Raw genomic sequence first — 20,475 nt, 5'->3', positions numbered from 1 at the left:
ACCTCTATAAAATAACTATTTTTTATCTTTTAATCAGCAGTTTTTGACTGTCGCTCTTGCCATTGTTGTTTAGCCAATTGCAAATACAATTCCACGTCTTCACCACTCTCTTGGGCTAACTGCTCTGCCAATCCTCTAATCTGCTTGTCCCGTTTTTCAACCAGTTGTTCTGAACGTTCAAACAAATCTTGTGCTTCAGGATAGTCGTCTTTTAACGGTTGGATATCTTTAAAACTTAGGTAATACTCTTGGAATTTATCGACAAAAAGTTGTCTGCTAGCTAAAAACTGCATAAATCGCAAACCATTTTCACCCGATATTAGCGACATTTCGTTATCGGGTAAATTCGCCGCTTCGCCTATTTCTATCGCTCTTTGTTGTAACGATTGAGCCAGCGCAATATCATTATTTTCAACAGCTTGCTGCATACCTAGCCTGAACTCGTCATTCTGCAGAATGTCATTATAACTAAATTGTTTGATACTAGGGGTTTGTTCAGCTTCGGAATGATCAGTGCTATCGCTAGTCGAAAGAGTCGGTTTAACAGAGTCGCTAAACTGAACAACTACAATGATAGCTACCACGACGAGTACAATAGCAAAAGAAAGTTTTTTGGTCATAGGACGTATTTCTAGATTTAATGATCAGACTCAGCAGAATTCTCGAATCTACCAAGTTACTTTAGCTTTATTCGCCGAAAAGTTAACACACCCTATTGAAATTAAGGGTGTGTTTTACTTCATCTAAGAATCGGAAGGTTCCGAATTTTCTACACGACTTTTAAGTTTCTGACCAGGTCTGAAGGTCACAACTCTGCGTGCTTTAATAGGAATATCCTCCCCTGTTTTGGGGTTCCTACCAGGACGTTCATTTTTTTGACGTAAATCGAAGTTGCCGAAACCGGATAATTTTACTTGCTCTCCGTCTTCAAGTGCCTCTCGGACTTCCTCAAAAAATGATTCAACAAGATCTTTAGCATCCCGCTTATTAATTCCCAATTTTTCAAATAAATGCTCAGCCATTTCAGCTTTGGTTAACGCCATAAAGTCAATCCCTCAATGATGCCCCGAACTTTTCTGCTAACTGGGACAGAATATCTTCAACTACCGCTTGAATATCATTTTCTTCAAGCGTTCTTGTTTGGTCCTGTAGAATAAGAGAGATTGCCAAGCTTTTATAACCGGCCTCTATTCCCTTACCTCTGTACACATCGAATAAGTTTAGGCCAACTAATTGATTTCCGCCAAATTTTTCGATGTAAGAAATTATTTCCCCTACAACTTTATCTTCCTCTACAACGATGGCAATGTCACGTCTATTAGCCGGAAATTTTGAAATTTCTTCTGCTAAAGGCAATTTTTTGCCGCCAATTGCATTAAAATCAAGTTCAAAAACGTAAGTCTTACCGTTTAGGCCCAATATTTTAGTTAATTTAGGATGTACCGCACCAACATAACCAACCAACTCTTGACCACGATATATTTTCGCACACTGGCCAGGGTGAAGTGCTGAATGCTCAGCCGCCTTAAAACTAAATTCGGAAATATTCGCAGTGGTTTGCAATAATGCTTCTACATCTGCTTTAATATCGTAGAAGTCAACGCCTCGCTCTTCTTCATTCCAATGTTCATTATGGCGATTACCACAAATTACACCACCAACGACAACTTCTTGTCTAACACCCGTTTTTTCATCGCTATCAGGTACAAATCGTAACCCCGTCTCAAATAATCTAACTCGGCTTTGTTGGCGTTTTTGATTATATGACACTGACTGCAATAACCCCGTCCACAAACTCACTCGCATCGCTGACATATCAGAAGAAATTGGATGCGGTAGTTGCATACCCAACATCTCAGGGAATAAAGCGCTTTGCACTTTAGGATCCACGAACGAATAGGTAATAGCTTCTTGGTAATCACGCTCAACTAGTGTTTGTTTGAGTCTATCTAAGCTAAGGTTTTGTTCCTTGTGCACAGACATTTTTAACTTTGCAGTAGGTGCAATTGTTGGAATGCTGTTATAGCCATATACTCTAGCTACTTCTTCTATTAAGTCTTCTTCGATACTAATATCGAAACGGTACGCTGGCACAACAACAGACCATTGACTATTCGAGAAATTAACCCCTAAACCTAGGCGCGTTAGGATATCTGTTACTTTCGCATCTTCTACATGAATTCCAAGTACACGGGTAAGGCGAGATGCACGTAATTGAATGGTTTTTTCTGTAGGAAGATGCTCTTGGCTTACCGACTCAGTAATAGGTCCAGCTTCACCACCAACAATATCCATTAACAGTTGGGTAGCCCGCTCCATCGCAACTCTTTGCAATTGCGGATCAACACCACGTTCATAACGATGGGAAGCGTCAGTATGCAAACCATATTGACGGGCTTTGCCCATAATTGCATCAGGTGCAAAAAAGGCGCTTTCTAAAAATATATGCTTAGATTCGTTAGTAACACCTGACTCTAAACCACCAAAAATTCCAGCCATAGCTAGAGCTTTACGTTGATCAGCTATAACTAACGTATTGGTTTTTAGAGTAGTTTCATTGCCATCAAGAAGCGTTAACTTTTCATTCTCACTAGCAAAACGGACAATAATATCGCCGTCTAACTTATCCAAATCAAAAGCATGCATTGGATGACCAAGTTCAACTAACACATAATTAGTGACATCCACCACAGGATCAATACTACGAATACCGCTACGTCTGAGCTTTTCCTGCATCCATAGAGGGGATGCAGCATTTACATTGACGTTTTTAATTACCCGTCCCAAATATCTTGGGCAAGCTTCTGGCGCAGCAAGTTGGATCTCACGGCTATCTTCAATTTGCTTATCAACACCTTCAATTTTGGGTGCTTTCACTTCAACCTGATTCAATACTCCAACTTCTCGTGCGACACCTCTAATTCCTAGGCAATCTGCACGGTTCGGTGTTAAATCAACTTCAATGGTAACGTCATCTAATTCAAGATACTCACGAATATCTTGGCCAATAGGTGCATCAGTAGGTAGTTCAATGATGCCATCATGGTCTTCACTGATACCTAATTCAGAAAAACTGCACAGCATGCCAAACGAAGGTTCACCTCGCAGTTTCGCTTTTTTAATTTTAAAGTTACCAGGTAGTACTGCACCTACAGTCGCCACTGCGACCTTGATACCTTGACGGCAGTTTGGTGCACCACAAACTATATCAATTAAATAGTCCTGTCCGATGTTAATTTTAGTGACGCGTAACTTGTCTGCATTAGGGTGCTGTCCACACTCAACAACCTCACCAACTAGAACCCCAGAAAATTCGCCTGCAACTGGCTCTAGCCCATCAACTTCTAGACCAGCCATACTAAGCTGTTCTGATAATTGTTGTGTTGATACAGCTGGGTTAACCCATTCTCTCAACCACTTTTCACTGAATTTCATTTATTCGAATACTCTTAATTAAACTGCTTAAGAAAACGAAGATCGTTTTCAAAAAAGGCTCGAAGATCGTTCACACCATAACGTAACATGGTTAAACGCTCTACCCCCATACCGAAGGCAAATCCAGTATATTCTTCTGGGTCAATGTTTACGGCTCTAAGGACATTTGGGTGAACCATGCCACATCCTAAAACTTCCAACCATTTACCGTTTTGCCCCATAACATCAACTTCAGCTGAGGGTTCAGTAAACGGGAAGTAAGAAGGTCGAAAGCGCACTTGCAGATCGGCTTCAAAAAAGTTGTTCAAAAAGTCATGTAAAACGCCTTTTAATTCGGCAAAACTGACATTTTTATCAACCATCAACCCTTCAACCTGGTGAAACATTGGTGTATGTGTTTGATCGTAATCATTACGGTATACACGGCCAGGCGAGATAATACGAAGTGGCGGTTTCTCAACCTCCATGGTACGAATTTGCACCCCTGATGTTTGCGTACGTAGCATTACATCAGGGTTAAAATAAAACGTATCGTGATCGGCACGAGCGGGGTGATTAGCGGGTATATTTAGCGCATCAAAATTGTGAAATCCATCTTCTACTTCTGGGCCAGACTTAACGGTGAAACCAAGCTCTCCAAAGAAACTTTCAATTCGACGTATAGTGCGGCTAACCGGATGCAATCCGCCTAAGTTTTCCGTTCTTCCGGGTAAAGTAACATCAATAGTTTCACCAGCTAATTTAGCGTTCAGCTCGGCATCTCGAAGATACTCACCACGAACGGAAATAAGTCCTTGGATCTTCTGCTTCGCTAAGTTTATTTTTTGTCCGGCAATGGGCCGCTCTTCAGCAGATAACTTTCCGAGTCCTTTGAGTAAATCAGTCATATGACCTTTTTTACCCATAAACTCTACTCGCACTGCGTCTAAAGTAGCCGCATCTTGTGCATCGTTAATTTTATTTTGTGCCTGTTCAATTATGGCGTCGAGATCCATAGCTTCCTCGGATTGGAATTTTACTTAATAAATTAAAGGCCTATCTTCACAAACCTGATAAGTGTACTTTAAAAAAGAACCGGTAATTCTACACGAAATCAGACCTTTATAGCTAGGGTCAGGCTATGATTGATCAACAATTTTTTGTTTATTAAGAAAAAAGATAAGTAAAAAAGAATAAAAGTAAGGAATTAAGCAACTGTACAGAGTATGAAACCCCGTTGCTAACAAATATCTTAGCAGTAAAAGAGTCTAAATAAGTATTTTTAAATATCCACAAAAGAGCACTATTAACGCACCCTTTTGTGGGATTAGTAAAACAGTAAAGTTCTAGAGAAAGCTGTTCACTATAAACGCCATTAAATAAGCCAATGCACCATAACCAACGACTAAACCCCAAGCAATTTTTTGACTTCCGGTTTCAGCTTTAATAGTTGCCACAGTCGCTACACATTGTAAGGCAATGACGTAGAAAATCAGCAGGCCCATTCCAGCACCAAAGGTTAGTCCATCATTTTGAATGTTAGCAGCCAAGCCCGCTATATTTTCATCGGCCCCCTCGATACCAAACAAAGTACCTAAGGTTCCTACAAACACTTCTCTGGCTAAGAAAGACATCAAAATAGCCACACCATAACGCCAATCAATACCAAGAGGTTCAAATAACGGCTCAATAAAATGACCAATGTAACCAAGGTAAGAGTTTTCTAAACCGCCACTATGAATAGGGAAATAGCCTAAAAACCAAATCCCAACGGCTACCATGAAAATCACCGGAGCTGCGCGACGAATAAAGTACTTAGCACTATTCAACACACGATACATCAGTGGTTTCCAATGAGGTAAACGGTAACTTGGTAGCTCTAGTATAAATGGCATTTCACTTTTGTCGCTATCTGCAAAATGCATTTTATCCATCACAAAGCTAACAATAAGTGCAGTCACAATACCTGTCATGTACAAACCAAAGAACACCATACCTTGCGTATTCACAAGCCCACCAAGATACTGCGTTTGCGGGATAAATACCGCAATTAATAACGCATACACGGGTAAGCGTGCGGAACAAGACATTAATGGTATCGTCATCATGGTGATTAAACGTTTGCGTGGTGATTCAATTGTACGTGCTGCCATAATTGCAGGTATAGCACAGGCATGTCCTGACAAGTAAGGAATAAAGCTTCTACCCGACAAGCCAAAATAACTCAAAGGTTTATGACAAATTAACGCTGCACGAGCTAAATATCCGCTATCTTCTAATAAACCTATAATAAATGTTAGTACCATAATTTGCGGTACAAAGACCAAAAACGAGCCGACACCACCAAATATCGCATCATTCAGGAAATCATTAAAAATGCCTTCAGGTAAGATGCCGCTAACCAAAGTTGCAAGGTAGCCTATACCACTTTCAACCCCGTCCATCAGCGGGGTTGCCCAAGTGAATATACTTTGGAATAACAAAAACATAATAGCCATAAAAGCAATGCCGCCCAACCAATTATGCAATAAGAATTGGTCAATCCGATTTTGCTGTTTCAGCACCACATTGGCATTCATGCCAAACTTGTAAGCAAGATGGCGGCTTTGTTTAATTACCTCATCATGTTTTTCACTAACTTTTTGCGGTGTGCAATTCTGTTGAGCGACTAGCTCAGGCAGAGCTTGTTGAAATTCTGACAGGCCTATTAGAGTCTTAGCGGATAATGCAAAAACTGGCGAACCTAATTCAGTTGATAAATTATCGACGTCGATTTCATGCCCAAACCGTAAAGCGTCATCAATCATATTGATAACAAACACAAAACCTTTGTTATGCTTTTTCGCTAACGCTTGAATTTGCAATCCAAACACCAAACTACGCTCTAAACGTGATGCGTCTAGTACACAGACAATCAGGCTTGTATCATTACTTTCTAAGGCCGTGTAAATAGCATCAATTGCCACTTGCTCATCTTGGGAAAAACTGTGCAGTGAATAGGTGCCAGGAAAATCAACAATCGTCAGGTCTTTCATTTTGCCAGACTTCAGTTCCACTGTAACACCAGGGAAGTTAGCTACTTTTTGCTGTAGACCAGTCAACTGGTTAAACAGCAAACTTTTACCGCTATTGGGTCGTCCAATTAGAACAACTTTTTGTTGAGCACTATTATTATCTGAAACAGTTGAAGACACTACGGGTACCTGTTTAGTGAAAATTTAGTTATGTAGGAAATAATGGTTAAATTAGTTTGACGAAATTGAGTTACATTTTTATTTTAATATTTTGCGCTATTTCTTTGTCAATTGACAAGATAGCTCCACCCAATTCCACTACCTTTGGACCATTAAAGGGACATTGTTTTAGGCAGGAGATTGTCTCTCCGTCACAAAAGCCCATTTCCTTAAGTCGATTACTCATCGCAACCGAAAGACCATTTTGTAATCCAACGATTTTAGCGGATGTTTTTGTAGGAAGTTCCCACACCGTATTTTGCAACATAATTAACTGACCACAAATGAGAACTATTTTCATTTATTATCTTATAAAGTGATAGTAAAAGGCAAGTTCTGAATAGCTTCTTTCATATATTTTTAGCGGTTAAGCTATTTACTTATTTATTTTCATCCTTTTTTTTGAGTAAATAATTAGCCCACTAAAACGAAAAAAGGCGAACCATCCTGGTTCGCCTTTTCCCGAAAGAACTTAAACTTAATTGTTAAAAAATTAAGCCAATGCGCCTTTTGCTGCATCAACCAATGCAGTAAACGCGCCTTTATCATGCACAGCGATGTCAGCAAGGATCTTACGATCGATTTCGACAGACGCTTTCTTCAAACCGTTAATGAAACGGCTGTAAGACATGCCATTTTGACGAGCCGCAGCATTAATACGTGCAATCCATAATTGACGGAATTGACGCTTACGCTGACGACGGTCACGGTATGCATATTGACCAGCTTTTGTTACTGCTTGTACAGCAACGCGATAAACTCGACTACGAGCTCCGTAATAACCTTTGGCTTGCTTTAGTACCTTCTTATGACGGGCACGGGCAACTACACCACGTTTTACTCTTGCCATTTTTTAGTCTCCTGTGCTTTAAACGTAAGGTAACATGCGTTGAATCAACGCAGTGTCAGCTGTATGGGCTAATTTCTTGCCACGTAAGTGACGTTTACGCTTAGAGCTCTTCTTGGTCAAAATGTGACGCAAGTGAGACTGCTTGCTTTTGAAACGACCTGAAGCGGTTTTTTTAAAACGCTTGGCTGCTCCACTATTGGATTTCATTTTAGGCATTGCTAAAACTCCGCATTGTTAAGACCACACTTGAGGACATGCTTTGCATGACTACTCTGGGGTCGATGTTTCAACATAGTAGCAAGGTGAACTTAAGGTGCAGATCCGATTTTACGGTCCTCAGTTACTTGTAAACCTTTACTACTTCTTAATTGGGGCGAGCACCATGATCATCTGACGACCCTCTACCCTATGAGGGAAAGATTCGCAGTTAGCAATGTCTTCTAAATCCGAGCGAACACGTTTTAGTTGTTCAATGCCGATCTCTTGGTGGGCCATTTCACGTCCGCGAAAACGAATCGTTACCTTGGCCTTATCACCACCTTCTAGAAAGCGACGCAGGTTGCGCAGTTTTACCTGGTAGTCGCCTTCATCAGTGCCAGGGCGAAATTTAATCTCCTTGACCTGAATTTGCTTTTGTTTTTTCTTCTGCTCTTTCTGAGCCTTACTCTTCTCGAAAAGGAACTTTCCGTAATCCATTACCTTACATACAGGCGGCTCAGCGTTTGGACTAATCTCAACCAGATCCAAACTAGCTTGGTCGGCAAGTGTTTGAGCTTCTCCAAGAGATACTATCCCTAACTGCTCACCTTCTTTACCAATTAAGCGAACTTCTGTCGCTGTGATTTCTTCATTGATGTTGGCTTTATCGCCTTGAGCCTTATTATTAGCGCCTTTAATATGTCGTTCCTCCACGAAATTAATCTAATTGCTTAGATGCGACCTGTTGATTAATCAACTCCATAAACCCTTCAATTGAGAATTTACCGAGGTCGTCACCCTTGCGAGAGCGCACCGCTACTTCGTTTGCCTCCATTTCTTTGTCGCCTACGACTAACAAAAACGGGACACGTCTTAGAGTGTGCTCGCGGATTTTAAAGCCTATCTTCTCATTTCTCAAGTCCGACTTCGATCTAATTCCAATTTCTTGTAATTTTTTCGCTACATTTGCCGCATATTCCCCCTGTTTGTCGGTAATATTCATTACCACAACTTGAGTTGGTGCTAACCAAGTAGGATAAAAGCCAGCGTACTCTTCAGTCAAAATACCGATAAAGCGTTCTAATGACCCTAATGTTGCACGGTGAATCATTACCGGTACTTTACGTTCTCCGTCTTCGGCAACATAAGTGGCACCTAAACGCTCTGGCATAGAGAAATCAAGTTGCACAGTACCACACTGCCAAGCACGGTCTAAACAATCGTGTAGAGTAAATTCTATTTTAGGGCCATAAAACGCCCCTTCTCCAGGCAAATATTGGAAATCAATGTCTTTTGAAGTCAGTGCATCAGCAAGTTTTTGTTCAGCTTTGTCCCACACTTCATCAGAACCGACACGTTTTTCTGGACGAGTCGACAATTTAACCACAATTTTTTCGAAGCCAAATACTTTGTACACTTCATAAATCATTTCGATACAACTTGCCACTTCGGCCTGTATCTGATCTTCGGTACAGAAAATATGCGCATCATCTTGAGTGAATCCACGTACTCGCATCAAACCATGCAAAGCGCCTGATGGTTCGTTACGGTGACAACAACCAAATTCCGCCATGCGCAATGGTAAGTCACGATAAGATTTCAGACCTTGGTTAAAAATCTGCACGTGGCCAGGACAGTTCATGGGTTTGATTGCATATTCACGTTTTTCAGACTCAGTAGTAAACATGTTTTCCGCATATTTATCCCAATGGCCGGACTTTTCCCAAAGTACACGGTCCATCATCAGAGGCCCTTTCACTTCGCCAAAGCCGTATTCACGTTGCTTACCACGGATATACTGCTCTAACTCGGTATATATGCTCCAGCCATCATTGTGCCAAAACACCATACCTGGCGCTTCTTCTTGCCAATGGAATAAATCAAGGGCTTTACCAATTTTACGGTGATCACGCTTTTCAGCTTCTTCCAAACGATTAAGGTAAGCTTTAAGTTGTTTTTTATCTGCCCAAGCTGTGCCGTAAATACGCTGCAACATTTTGTTGTCACTGTTACCACGCCAGTAAGCCCCTGCCACTTTCATAATTTTGAAATGTTGACAGAAACGCATGTTAGGCACGTGAGGTCCAAGGCACATGTCTACGTATTCTTCATGATGGTATAATGCTGGACGGTCATCTTTACTGATGTTCTCATCCAAAATTTCTATTTTGTAGCTCTCGCCTCGCGCTTCAAAGGTATCGCGAGCTTCTTGCCAACTAACTTTCTTCTTCACCACGTCATAACTTGTTTTAGCCAATTTCAACATGTGCTTTTCAAGTTTTACCAAGTCATCTTCATTGAGTGAATGTTCCATATCAATGTCATAGTAAAAACCATTATCGATGGTTGGGCCTATGGCCATTTTCACATCGGGATAAAGCTGTTTGATTGCATGACCAATTAAATGCGCACATGAGTGACGAATAATTTCTAAACCTTCTTCATCTCTGGCGGTAATAATTTGTAAACTAGCGTCTTCGGTGATCATGTCGACAGCATCGACCAATTGGCCGTTTATTTTACCAGCGATGGTAGCTTTCGCTAACCCTGGTCCAATATCATTGGCTACATCTAATACGGAAACGGAATTTTCGAACTGGCGTTGACTGCCATCAGGAAGAGTAATTGTTAGCATTGAATAATCCCTTACACAGTGGTGACACCTACCAAGCGCCACGTGTGAATTATAAAGTTATTTTTCAGTTTTAAGTGTATAAGTAATAAAAAACACCCTATGGAGGGTGTTCAAACAACTTAAACCGAAAAATGAATAAGTTAATTAAATAAATCAGCCCTGCTACGATCAGGGAGAAGGGCATATGATACCTAAAATATTAGCCAAGATGCAATCAGAACAAACATATAATAGATGTTTAAAATACGTCATATGCTGTGTTTGCTTAGTGTTGAACTGTCAGGTATTTGCCAATCCAGTCAGTCAAAATTGGCTTCAAGTAAAACAAAAAGGCCATATTAAAGTTCACACCACAAGTGATCCCAGTGGTTATGTTTGGCTTAAAGCATCAATTCTTGTTAAAGGTGCTCCCATGGATTTTGTGGCTCTTTTAGATGATATTGATACCGCCGCTAATTGGATTGATAACTGCGAAAAAGTCGAACTCCTCGCCTCTCCGTCTGCACAGGAGAAAATTGTCAGAACCATATTCAAAGCCCCTTGGCCTGTTAAAGAGCGAGAAATGATCACCAAGTCCATAACTGAAATGGACACTCAACTGCAAAATATTAAAATTACAATCCAAGATTACCCTGCATATTCGTCTAACAATCACAACCTTGTACGCATCCAAAATGTGCAGGGCCAATGGCTGGTAAAAGCCACAACAAAAAATAATATGCTGATTGAATATATCGGCTTTGGTAACCCCTCTGGCAACCTCCCTATTTGGTTAGCCAACAAGATGATGGTTTCCTCAATGTTTAAGACCTTTAATAATCTAGGGGAGATATTGGGTGCCCCCAGCTCTTAAAGTTACAAAAAGTTATAAAAGACGTATTTTAATAATGAAAAAGACCATCAATTATTGTCGCGTGTTCCATACTCAGAATTTACAGCTAAATTAAGTCGAAATTATGTGGCATTTTGTTAGCGAACAAATCAGTCAACAATTAAACCAAGAATTTGTATGTGATGATATTCGTGAAATATCTGAAGGAGATTCCCATCGTGCTTTTCGTATTACCGATAGACAAAAACGGTTTTTCGTCAAACTCAACGATGAAGATAAATTAGCGAATTTTAGTGCCGAAGCTGAAGGCTTAACTCATCTTGCAAACGCCAATGAGTTCAAAGTCCCGAAGGTAATCTGTTATGGTATTTCTGAAAATAAAAGTTATCTGGTTTTAGAGTACCTTCGATTAGTAGAAGGCAGTGAACAAACATGGTTCGATTTTGGTTCAAAGTTAGCCAATATGCATCAGAATCAAACCCAAAATATGTATGGGTGGCAAGAGGATAACTTCATTGGTTTAACGCCTCAACCGAACCGGTGGGCAAAAAAATGGCCCCAGTTTTTTGCAGAACAACGTATAGGCTATTTGTTGCAGCTACTTGCAGAAAAAGGCCATGTTATCGCCGCTATTGACAACGTAGTTGTGAGTGTTGAGAAGCTATTACAAGGCCATAACCCCAAGGCATCGATGTTACATGGTGATTTGTGGATAGGTAACACTGGGTTTCAACATAATACGCCGGTGATATTCGACCCGGCTTTTTATTATGGAGATAGAGAGACAGACATAGCAATGACCGAATTGTTTAACAAATTTCCTGCGGCGTTTTATCAAGGTTACAATGAAACTTGGCCTCTTAGTAAGCAGTACAATTTCAGAAAGCCTGTTTACCAGCTTTACCATATTCTAAATCACGCATTATTATTTGGTGGCAATTATTTGCAAACGGCAACGTCTTTACTAAAAAACATGCAAGGGTAAACCCAAGACGATAGTTCAGAATGAAAACCCTACTTGTACCCACAATCTATCCCAGATAGTCTTCTCAATTATACTAAATGAAACAACGAAGCATAATGGAAAACAAAGTCGTATTTATCACTGGCAGTGCCAAGCGTCTTGGCGCATACACTGCAAACTATCTACACAATTTAGGCTATCGAGTTGTACTGCATTGTCACAACTCGGTAGACCAAGTGAAAGCACTCTCGACGCAATTAAATGAAAAACGTATCGATTCAGTAAAATGGGTTCAAGGTGACCTATGTGATTTACAACAGTTAAACCAAATAGCCGAGTCCGCAATAGCGTCATTTGGACGCATCGACGTGTTGATTAATAATGCATCCGCTTTCTACCCTACCCCTCTAACTACGTTCACCTTAACTGACTGGCAAGCATTAATAGGTAGTAACGCTCAAGCCCCGTTGTTTTTAATCCAAAAATTACAAAAACAACTTATACAAAATCAAGGTGTTGTCATCAATATGGTGGATATTCATGCACAACGCCCATTGTCAGGCCATACTATATACTGCATGGCTAAAGCCGCTTTAGTAACATTAACCCAATCACTTGCACAAGAACTGGCCCCTAATGTTCGTGTAAATGGTGTTGCTCCTGGCGCAATTTTATGGCCAGACACGGCTTTACCTGAAAATGAAAAAAGTGCGATTTTGTCTCAGATCCCGTTAGGTCGGTTAGGCAACGAAAAAGACATTTCTGAAGCAATCGCTTTTTTAATCTCAGCTTCTTACATTACCGGCCAGATAGTGGCGGTCGATGGAGGTCGCAGCATAGCGAACCCTAGTGTCGCATAGGAGAATTAATGAGTACTGAAGTATTTGAAACTGAACAAACCATTGCTTGTCCAGAATGCGGTCATCATTTACACATAAGAATAGATTGCAGTAATGGTGATCAGGACTTTTTTGAAGAATGTCCCAATTGCTGTCACGAGTTTCACGTTAAGCTCCATATTGATGATCTTAACCGTAAACTTCAAATTAAGATCAACTCCGATGATGAGCAATTATATTAAGCGTTAGTGTTACCCTTAAGTTAAGTTCAGATTTTTAATCAAAAAGTGCCTCACATTCGTTGGGCGAAGTATTGTATTAATTAGTGAAAAGGTGGTTTGTTTGTCATCAACACAGTGGCTGCTGTTTTTTGGTTGTTTAACGTTGTTAACGGCCTGCGGTCAACCCTCAATTCAAGCAAATTTTCATGCATACCAAAAGCAAGTTAGCGATGCGCTTAATATTACGTTGCAATTTGACGATGACCGCCCTTCATTGGGTTATCCTGCTGCTGAAAAATTGAAAGTTAACCTTCCGGAAACGAACATCAAATTACGGGATTTTTATGCCTTAAAGCATTGTGCTGTATCTCTTCTTATTGCGCAGCGTAATACCGCCTTAGGCAAGGTCCAATTGCCATCGCAACGGTTTGCATACGAAGTTAAGTTAATTCAAGGGCTTCAAGAGTGCCTTCAACAAACTAGTGACAATGACCAGCAACAACAGTTACGTCAATGGATAACAGATAAACAGGAAACCCTTCCTATAGTGTGGGCGCAAATGATCCTTAGCAGTTCCGAGATTAGACGGACTTTAAGCAGTAACACAGAGCTATTTACCCAAGTAAACCAAAACCAACTGCAAGCATACGAAGCTTCTTTGAGCTTATTAGTGACCTTGTATTCACCTAAACCGACAGATATTGACGACTTAGAAACAGCTTTAAATACCATGCGTAAACAGCCATTGGCAGCCCAAATTTGGCAAACACAGATTCAGTTGCGTATTTGGTTAAATGAATTGAATGATAGCTTGAGTCTAGCGTTCAGTGAGCTTTCTTGCAGTGTATCCTCCTCTTCTCTACAAATTGAAGACCTTAAATTAGTATACCAACGAAACTTCATTAAAAAGATCCTACCGGCAACAAACCGGCTAACAAGCGCTGCCAATACTTTAGCCCCCTACTTTCAAGATTTGCAGGAAAATCCAGTACTTGCCAATGAGTTTAAAGTATTTTTAAGGCAACGAAAGTCAGATTACGATTTGTATATTGATGCTCTTCGTCGCCATCAATTACTTTGGCAAAACCTATTCAGGCAGTGCCAACCTAGCAATTAAAAAGTCTAGCCCAGCCCAAACAACTGTATATAATAACAGTCATGTTAACTAATAATATTCGATACTCCCAACGTACCTGTTTTGTTTATAAGCAAAATCAATTGATTGGTAAAATTCAGTTCCAGCGGGATGCAAATATCGGCATTTGGCAAGTGCGCTATTTATCCTCGGACCTACCTATTCACAGTGCCGATCAACCCAGTGAGATCCATTCAAAACTAAGTGACTTAGGACTGTCATGGCGATGGGGAAAAATCTATCACCGTTATCGACAACAACGCAGTTAGATTTGGCAGCAACCATTTTGCTTTGATTTAGCTGCATCAACTTACCGTGTAAATTATTCCAAACTTAGTGAAAAAATAGCAAAGCGCATATTGTTGATGTCAACTAGATTAATAAAAAAACCATAAATTTCATACGGTTACTAATTGGCACTATACTCGCTTTGAAAAAAATACAGGGGAATCTTTAATTATTAAACCACAGTGAGGCGATATTATGAGCTTACAGTCAAAACTTAAAATTCTTGTTACGATAACACTTACTTTTTTAGTGCTTTGCGGTTGTGCCACTATCGAGGGTGCAGGTGAAGATATCGAAAGCGCAGGAGATGCGATTCAAGACGCGGCGAATGACGCTGAAAACTAAAAAGTAGATAGTCCACATATTGATACTGACTCTCTTGAAATTAGAGTTTAGTATAATCAGTTAACACATTTACTTGTTGAAATGCTTCTTTAGGGTGGTCCTCATCCAGACTTGGTGGCTTGGGCATCAAATTGGAAATATGACATGCTAAGCTCCTCTCGATTTTGATTATTTGCGTGATGGATTAAAATAAAAAATTTGAGAGCCACTGTTTTTGAGTATGCCGTTGTTGTGGGTATCCTCAATAAAGTAGTTATAAAGAATTGTAATATCAGCAATTATTCGATGATATTGTCGGCTTTCTAATATCTCAAACAACAAAGGTTTAAGTCGCTGAATCATGCGAAAACAATATTTACGCCACGCTATGGACAGCAGACTATCACAAACCACATTCAATAAAGTATCTAAGATACGTAAATGTGCAGCCTTGGTATCTTGGCTATCGCACATTCCTTTAGCTCTTTCTAATCCAGCGTGAACATACCGATTTATTAACTCAAGTTCGGAATCTTTGGAAGGGTTTTTCACTTCCATCTCTAAACTCGTAAATGTAAAACAATACATACCCACCAATCTAATTGATAATCATTATCAATTAGATTAAGTTGTGAGGGATATAAGGTCAACCCTAAAACCCAAATTAATCTGTTTATATTGAGTGACGTTCCTAATCTACTAAACATTAGCGCTTTTAATTTGCACGGAATAATTGATGAGTTCGACCTAGGCCTAATTAACTCAATTGTAAAAAGGTCTAAGGATGGATAACTGTTGCTTGTAAATTAATTAAATAAAGGTGAAAACACAAAAACTTTGACTAAGAAAAGCAGAGATGAAGCTTAGGACTATAAATGGTCACATTTTCAGTCTATCTTCTATCAACTCAAGCTCTTATCATTCTAATTGTCTTAAACTGTCTGCTGTCACTATCTGAAAAAGCAATGTTTATATGTAAAATTAGCCAATACTCACGTTGTGGGCACTTCAATCGGTTAATGCATACAGAACTATAGTGCCCGCACTTTTCGCTATTATTCCAACATCTTTTATGGACATCAAAATGGCTAAAAAAGGTTATTACAGAAGAGTAAATGATATATAAACACATCAAAGAACCTAGGCAAACCAGATTGCTAAACTTTACTATTTTACTATTTTACTATTTAGATAATTAAATAAATAGTTTTCACATTATGTCTTTAATCGTCAAATTAGGTTAGGATATTAAGATATTGTAAAAAGGGTTAATTAAATGCTTGAAAAACAAAGACATCATTTGCTTTTAGAGTTACTCGCCGAAATGGGCTATGCATCCGTTCCAGTTCTATCCAATAAGCTAAAAGCTTCTGAAGCAACGATACGACGCGATATTACTAAACTTTCAAAAAGAAAAGCGTTGACTAAAATAAGAGGTGGTGCACAGTCAAATAATGTTTCGTCTCAAATCCACGAGCGCAGGCATCTGAAGGGATCGGTATTTCTGGCGGATACTGAACAAAATAAAGACATCAAAGCGCTAATTGCGGAAAAGGCAGTATCTCTGTGTGAAGAAGGCGAATCCATCATTATTAATGGTGGGAGTAGCACTTTTATGATGAAAAACGCGCTTGCCAGTCGACACTTAAATATACTGACGAATTCTTTTGCTCTAGCTCAGGAGTTAGCCGATAATTCGGACAACCAAGTAACCCTTCCAGGCGGCGAGCTATACAGAAAACAGAGTATCATTTTAAGTTCATTTGAAAATGATGGTATCTCTAACTACCACGGTAGCAAAATGTTTATGGGTACACCAGCTATTGGTGAGTTTGGCTTGATGGAAACAGACCCTATGCTAGTACTTTCAGAGCAAAAGCTACTAAAACAGGCCGATCAACTAATTGTTCTAGCTGATAGTTCTAAAATTGGTAAACGTAGTTCTTTGATTTTATGTTCTCTTGATAAAGTTGATGTTCTTATTACTGACAGCAACGTTGAACCTCGATTTTTAGAGTTTTTTGAAAAGCACGAAATTCAAGTAATTACAGTTTCTGTTCCAGATAGCAAATAAAAGATATGCCCTGTGGAATATTAGCTTTTTACATTTTTAGTTTTGATGAATAACGTTTGTAAAGACCTGTAACTTATTTAATTTCTCACAATAACAACTACTCAAAATAACACTTTCATATGTTATGCTTTCAACCTCGCCCTCAAATGACACGCTTTGCTTTATATTAATCCAATTTGACTGTATATTATCACTATTGATTTACAGAGCCCGATAACAAAAACCTGATGTTAACTACTCTAAATAAGACATCATGAATTATCGCTATTTTTAACACCTAAAATTTATCTGGAGTTGAGTATGGACTTAAGAGTTTCAGCAGACAATATAAGATACAAACGAATGACCAGCAGTGAACTAAGAAGTAGTTTTTTAGTTGATAACTTGTTTATAGAAGATGAAGTCCCAATGACTTACTCTGACATAGATAGAGGCGTTGTCGCTTCAGCTGTACCAGTCAACAAAGCGCTTGAGCTACCAGTGCACAAAGAACTGGCCTGCACCTATTTCACCCAAAGAAGAGAAGTTGGCGTCTTAAACATTGGTGGAAAAGGGAAAATAACCATCAACCAAAAAGAGTATCCGTTAGCATTTGAAGATAGTTTGTATATTGGCAGAGGAAACGAAGAGATTACCTTCGAGAGCGAAGATAGTAATAACCCTGCAAAATTTTATATTGTCAGTTACCCTGCACACAAGGAATACCCGACAAAACTTATCACCAAATCCATGGCAAAGAAAATAGAAATGGGTTCTATGGAAACCTCAAACAAACGCACAATTTACCAAGCGATCAGTCCAGACAACCTTGATACTTGCCAGATAGTGATGGGCTTTACCAGTCTTGAACCTGGTAGTGTATGGAACACAATGGCTCCACATACTCACAGACGAAGAAGTGAATATTATATGTATTACACTCTAAGCCCTGAGAATATCGTTTTTCACTTTATGGGCGAATCAGACAATGTTCGTCCATTAGTCATGAGAAATCAACAAGTCGCATTGTCTCCAAGCTGGTCAATTCATAGTGGTTGTGGAACAAATGCATATACATTTTGTTGGGCAATGGGAGGTGAAAACCAAGAGTTTACAGATATGGATCACCTTACCGTAGATGAAATTTTTTAATTGGAGTGAGCTTTATGAGTAATATGTTTGATCTTAGCGGCAAAGTTGCATTGGTTACTGGCGCAAGCAGAGGATTAGGGCGCGCGATTGCCCTTGGCTTAGCAAAAGCCGGTGCAGATATCATTGCGGTAGCGTCAAAAAAGGAAAATGTAGCGGAAACAGTCGCAGAAATAGAAAAACTTGGTATTAGCAAAGTGGTGGCATTGGGATGTGAGCAAGATAAACCCGAACAAGTTAAGAAACTTGTAGATGATGCTATCGCAGCTTACGGCAAAGTCGATATTTTAGTGAATAATGCAGGCACGATCCGAAGAGCTCCAGCTGAAGACTTTTCAGATGAAGATTGGGATTTGGTAATGGAAGCAAATATAAACGGTGTGTTTAGACTTTCCCGTGGCATAGGCAAACATATGTTGGCAAATGGTAGTGGAAAAATCATCAATATTGCATCTTTACTCAGTTTTTCCGGCGGCATTACGGTTCCAGCATATAGCGCGTCCAAAGGCGCAGTAATGCAATTAACAAAAGCATTGGCAAATGAATGGGCGGAAAAAGGACTTAACGTGAATGCTATAGCTCCTGGGTATTTTGCAACAGACAATACCTCTGCTTTAAGAGCAGACAAAGAGCGCAATGATTCAATATCAGCTAGGATCCCTGCAGGTCGATGGGGAGAACCTGAAGATTTAGCAGGAGCGGCAATATTTTTAGCGTCGTCTGCATCGGATTATGTAAATGGTCATACACTGTTAGTCGATGGTGGTTGGATGGCTCGGTAAATGATCCTCTGCTAACTTTATAAGCTTTGTATGATTGTTATGCTGAAAAAACAAACATACAAAGCGCTATATCCTTCCCAATCTGTTTCAGTTCCCATCCTAAAAGCTATTTAACTAACTCTATATCATTGCGGCAGAAACAAGTTGTGGCGGGTTTAAAAACTGAATTAATTCACTTTCATATGGAATTAATTCAGTTTCTATTACCATCAATGTTCACATGATCGTTTGAATATTCTAGATTAAACCAAGGAGTGTTGGTAAAAATTCACTAATGGCTGGAAAGATAGTCACAAGAACAAGTGCTGCAATCATCGCCAAATAGAGAGGAATAATAGGCCGTATTATTTCGGTAATATTTACTTTGGCAATACTACAACCGATAAATAAAACACTTCCCACCGGCGGTGAGCATAACCCAATTGATAAGTTTAAAATCATTATAATACCAAAATGCAATGGTGATATACCGAGGTTTTCAACAACTGGAAGTAAAATAGGTGTGAATATTAATACTGCAGGGGTCATGTCCATAAAAGTACCAATAACGAGAAGTATTAAGTTGATGATCAACAAAACGATTAAGGGATTATCTGACAGGGTTAACAATAGTTGGCTTATATCTTGAGGAATAGATTCATAGGTCATTAACCAAGACATTGCCGACGATGAACCAATTAATAGCATGACAATTGACGTGGTAATGACCGACTTAATCAAAATAGGATATAAATCACTTATCTTTAATTCCCGATAGATAACCACAGACAAAATCAACGAATATAAAACCGCGACGACACCTGCTTCGGTTGGCGTAAATACCCCCCCAATAATTCCACCAATAATCACAAATACAAGCAACAAACTAGGCAGTGCACCTATAAAAGATGGCCAAAAAGGGTCGATCGCTTCTTTTTCTAATGGCTTAATTTTGTTGCGTTTAACATAGAGTGCACACGCCAGCATAAGCAATAATGCGACGAGTATTCCGGGCAAGTATCCGGCGATGAACAAGGCTGCAATTGAGACTCCACCACTGGCTAACGAATATATAATTAATATATTGCTTGGCGGAATTAACATACCTGTGGTGGCTGCTGTAACGGTGACGGCAGCACTAAAAGGACGGTTATAGCCCTCCTTTTCCATTGCCGGTATCATAAAACCTCCTACGGCTGAGGTAGCGGCAACAGAAGATCCCGAAATAGAACCAAACAAGGCACAAGAAATAACGTTTACGTAGGCAAGTCCGCCAGGCAACCGACCAACTAAGGTCTTGGCAAAGTTGACTAACCTAGCAGCAATCCCACCCTGCCCCATCAAATAACCAGACAAAATAAAATAAGGAATTGCAAGTAGCGCAAAACTATCAATGCCCACAGCCAATCGCTGGGCTATGGTAGTGATTGCGGGCAAGGTATCAATGGTAAAGAGCATAGTGACAAGCGTCGCAAAAATAATCGCCAGAGCAATCGGTAGATTGATAATAAGTAGAATCGTAAATACTAAGAATAAAATTAAGCTAATCACTTCGGTTTTCCCTGAGAACGATCAAATT

22 protein-coding genes are annotated in these 20,475 nt (G+C 39.7%); 10 read left to right on the top strand and 12 right to left on the bottom strand.

The genetic code is table 11. The annotated features are described in order from the left end of the window. Positions 1-29 precede the first annotated feature (29 nt). The 10 genes from AB6T38_RS13130 to thrS form a co-directional block, all read right to left on the bottom strand. A complete protein-coding gene (locus AB6T38_RS13130; RefSeq protein ID WP_372547740.1) occupies positions 30-620 on the bottom strand; it encodes a hypothetical protein in 591 nt (196 codons plus the stop codon). Between the two features lie 123 nt (positions 621-743). Continuing rightward, positions 744-1,043, bottom strand: coding sequence for an integration host factor subunit alpha (locus AB6T38_RS13125; protein WP_348492935.1), 300 nt, complete (start codon positions 1,041-1,043; stop codon positions 744-746). A gap of 4 nt (positions 1,044-1,047) precedes the next feature. Then, the gene (pheT, locus tag AB6T38_RS13120; RefSeq protein WP_372547739.1) at positions 1,048-3,435 is read right to left on the bottom strand and encodes a phenylalanine--tRNA ligase subunit beta; all 2,388 of its coding nucleotides are present in this window, start codon (positions 3,433-3,435) and stop codon (positions 1,048-1,050) included. A gap of 14 nt (positions 3,436-3,449) precedes the next feature. Further along, positions 3,450-4,430, bottom strand: a complete 981-nt coding sequence (gene pheS, locus AB6T38_RS13115) for a phenylalanine--tRNA ligase subunit alpha (protein ID WP_348492937.1) — start codon at positions 4,428-4,430, stop codon at positions 3,450-3,452. 330 nt (positions 4,431-4,760) lie between these two features. Continuing rightward, positions 4,761-6,608 carry a ferrous iron transporter B gene (locus AB6T38_RS13110; RefSeq protein WP_372547738.1) on the bottom strand — a complete coding sequence of 616 codons (1,848 nt, stop codon included), beginning with the start codon at positions 6,606-6,608 and terminating at the stop codon, positions 4,761-4,763. 70 nt (positions 6,609-6,678) lie between these two features. After that, positions 6,679-6,948, bottom strand: a complete 270-nt coding sequence (locus tag AB6T38_RS13105) for a FeoA family protein (RefSeq protein WP_348492939.1) — start codon at positions 6,946-6,948, stop codon at positions 6,679-6,681. Between the two features lie 192 nt (positions 6,949-7,140). Then, positions 7,141-7,497 carry a 50S ribosomal protein L20 gene (rplT, locus tag AB6T38_RS13100; protein WP_216047298.1) on the bottom strand — a complete coding sequence of 119 codons (357 nt, stop codon included), beginning with the start codon at positions 7,495-7,497 and terminating at the stop codon, positions 7,141-7,143. An 18-nt stretch (positions 7,498-7,515) separates the two neighbouring features. Then, complete coding sequence (gene rpmI, locus AB6T38_RS13095; RefSeq protein WP_348492940.1) at positions 7,516-7,713, bottom strand: 50S ribosomal protein L35; 198 nt, start codon at positions 7,711-7,713, stop codon at positions 7,516-7,518. Positions 7,714-7,854: 141 nt separating this feature from the next. Then, the gene (gene infC / locus AB6T38_RS13090) at positions 7,855-8,409 is read right to left on the bottom strand and encodes a translation initiation factor IF-3 (RefSeq protein ID WP_372547737.1); all 555 of its coding nucleotides are present in this window, start codon (positions 8,407-8,409) and stop codon (positions 7,855-7,857) included. 4 nt (positions 8,410-8,413) lie between these two features. Beyond that, complete coding sequence (gene thrS / locus AB6T38_RS13085; protein ID WP_372547736.1) at positions 8,414-10,330, bottom strand: threonine--tRNA ligase; 1,917 nt, start codon at positions 10,328-10,330, stop codon at positions 8,414-8,416. A gap of 184 nt (positions 10,331-10,514) precedes the next feature. Between thrS and AB6T38_RS13080 the strand changes: the two genes are divergently transcribed. The 7 genes from AB6T38_RS13080 to AB6T38_RS13050 all read left to right on the top strand — a co-directional run bounded on the left by AB6T38_RS13080 (position 10,515) and on the right by AB6T38_RS13050 (position 14,954). Further along, positions 10,515-11,183 (top strand): START domain-containing protein, encoded by a 669-nt coding sequence (locus AB6T38_RS13080; protein ID WP_372547735.1) that lies wholly within the window; start codon positions 10,515-10,517, stop codon positions 11,181-11,183. A gap of 103 nt (positions 11,184-11,286) precedes the next feature. Beyond that, positions 11,287-12,147, top strand: coding sequence for a fructosamine kinase family protein (locus tag AB6T38_RS13075; RefSeq protein ID WP_372547734.1), 861 nt, complete (start codon positions 11,287-11,289; stop codon positions 12,145-12,147). Between the two features lie 95 nt (positions 12,148-12,242). Then, positions 12,243-12,986 (top strand): pteridine reductase, encoded by a 744-nt coding sequence (locus AB6T38_RS13070; RefSeq protein WP_372547733.1) that lies wholly within the window; start codon positions 12,243-12,245, stop codon positions 12,984-12,986. An 8-nt stretch (positions 12,987-12,994) separates the two neighbouring features. Continuing rightward, on the top strand, positions 12,995-13,207 hold the full coding sequence (locus AB6T38_RS13065; RefSeq protein WP_348492945.1) for a CPXCG motif-containing cysteine-rich protein: 213 nt from the start codon (positions 12,995-12,997) through the stop codon (positions 13,205-13,207). A gap of 100 nt (positions 13,208-13,307) precedes the next feature. Further along, on the top strand, positions 13,308-14,303 hold the full coding sequence (locus AB6T38_RS13060) for a DUF3080 family protein (protein WP_372547732.1): 996 nt from the start codon (positions 13,308-13,310) through the stop codon (positions 14,301-14,303). A 41-nt stretch (positions 14,304-14,344) separates the two neighbouring features. Next, on the top strand, positions 14,345-14,590 hold the full coding sequence (locus AB6T38_RS13055; RefSeq protein WP_348492947.1) for a hypothetical protein: 246 nt from the start codon (positions 14,345-14,347) through the stop codon (positions 14,588-14,590). Positions 14,591-14,804: 214 nt separating this feature from the next. Further along, complete coding sequence (locus AB6T38_RS13050; protein WP_372547731.1) at positions 14,805-14,954, top strand: entericidin A/B family lipoprotein; 150 nt, start codon at positions 14,805-14,807, stop codon at positions 14,952-14,954. A gap of 168 nt (positions 14,955-15,122) precedes the next feature. Here AB6T38_RS13050 and AB6T38_RS13045 read toward each other — a convergent pair whose 3' ends face one another. Next, positions 15,123-15,491 carry a hypothetical protein gene (locus AB6T38_RS13045; RefSeq protein WP_372547730.1) on the bottom strand — a complete coding sequence of 123 codons (369 nt, stop codon included), beginning with the start codon at positions 15,489-15,491 and terminating at the stop codon, positions 15,123-15,125. 718 nt (positions 15,492-16,209) lie between these two features. Between AB6T38_RS13045 and AB6T38_RS13040 the strand changes: the two genes are divergently transcribed. The 3 genes from AB6T38_RS13040 (at position 16,210) to kduD (ending at position 18,917) form a co-directional block, all read left to right on the top strand. Continuing rightward, entirely contained in the window at positions 16,210-17,007 is a 798-nt protein-coding gene (locus tag AB6T38_RS13040; protein ID WP_372547729.1) for a DeoR/GlpR family DNA-binding transcription regulator, read from the top strand. Between the two features lie 300 nt (positions 17,008-17,307). Beyond that, positions 17,308-18,138, top strand: a complete 831-nt coding sequence (gene kduI / locus AB6T38_RS13035) for a 5-dehydro-4-deoxy-D-glucuronate isomerase (protein ID WP_372547728.1) — start codon at positions 17,308-17,310, stop codon at positions 18,136-18,138. A 14-nt stretch (positions 18,139-18,152) separates the two neighbouring features. Then, positions 18,153-18,917, top strand: coding sequence for a 2-dehydro-3-deoxy-D-gluconate 5-dehydrogenase KduD (kduD, locus tag AB6T38_RS13030; protein ID WP_372547727.1), 765 nt, complete (start codon positions 18,153-18,155; stop codon positions 18,915-18,917). A gap of 237 nt (positions 18,918-19,154) precedes the next feature. Here kduD and AB6T38_RS13025 read toward each other — a convergent pair whose 3' ends face one another. Next, on the bottom strand, positions 19,155-20,447 hold the full coding sequence (locus AB6T38_RS13025) for a TRAP transporter large permease (protein WP_372547726.1): 1,293 nt from the start codon (positions 20,445-20,447) through the stop codon (positions 19,155-19,157). Positions 20,448-20,475: the final 28 nt, after the last annotated feature.

The organism is Aliiglaciecola sp. SL4 (genome assembly GCF_041538045.1).
Lineage (GTDB): Bacteria > Pseudomonadota > Gammaproteobacteria > Enterobacterales > Alteromonadaceae > Aliiglaciecola.
This window is presented reverse-complemented; position numbering and strand designations above follow the sequence as displayed.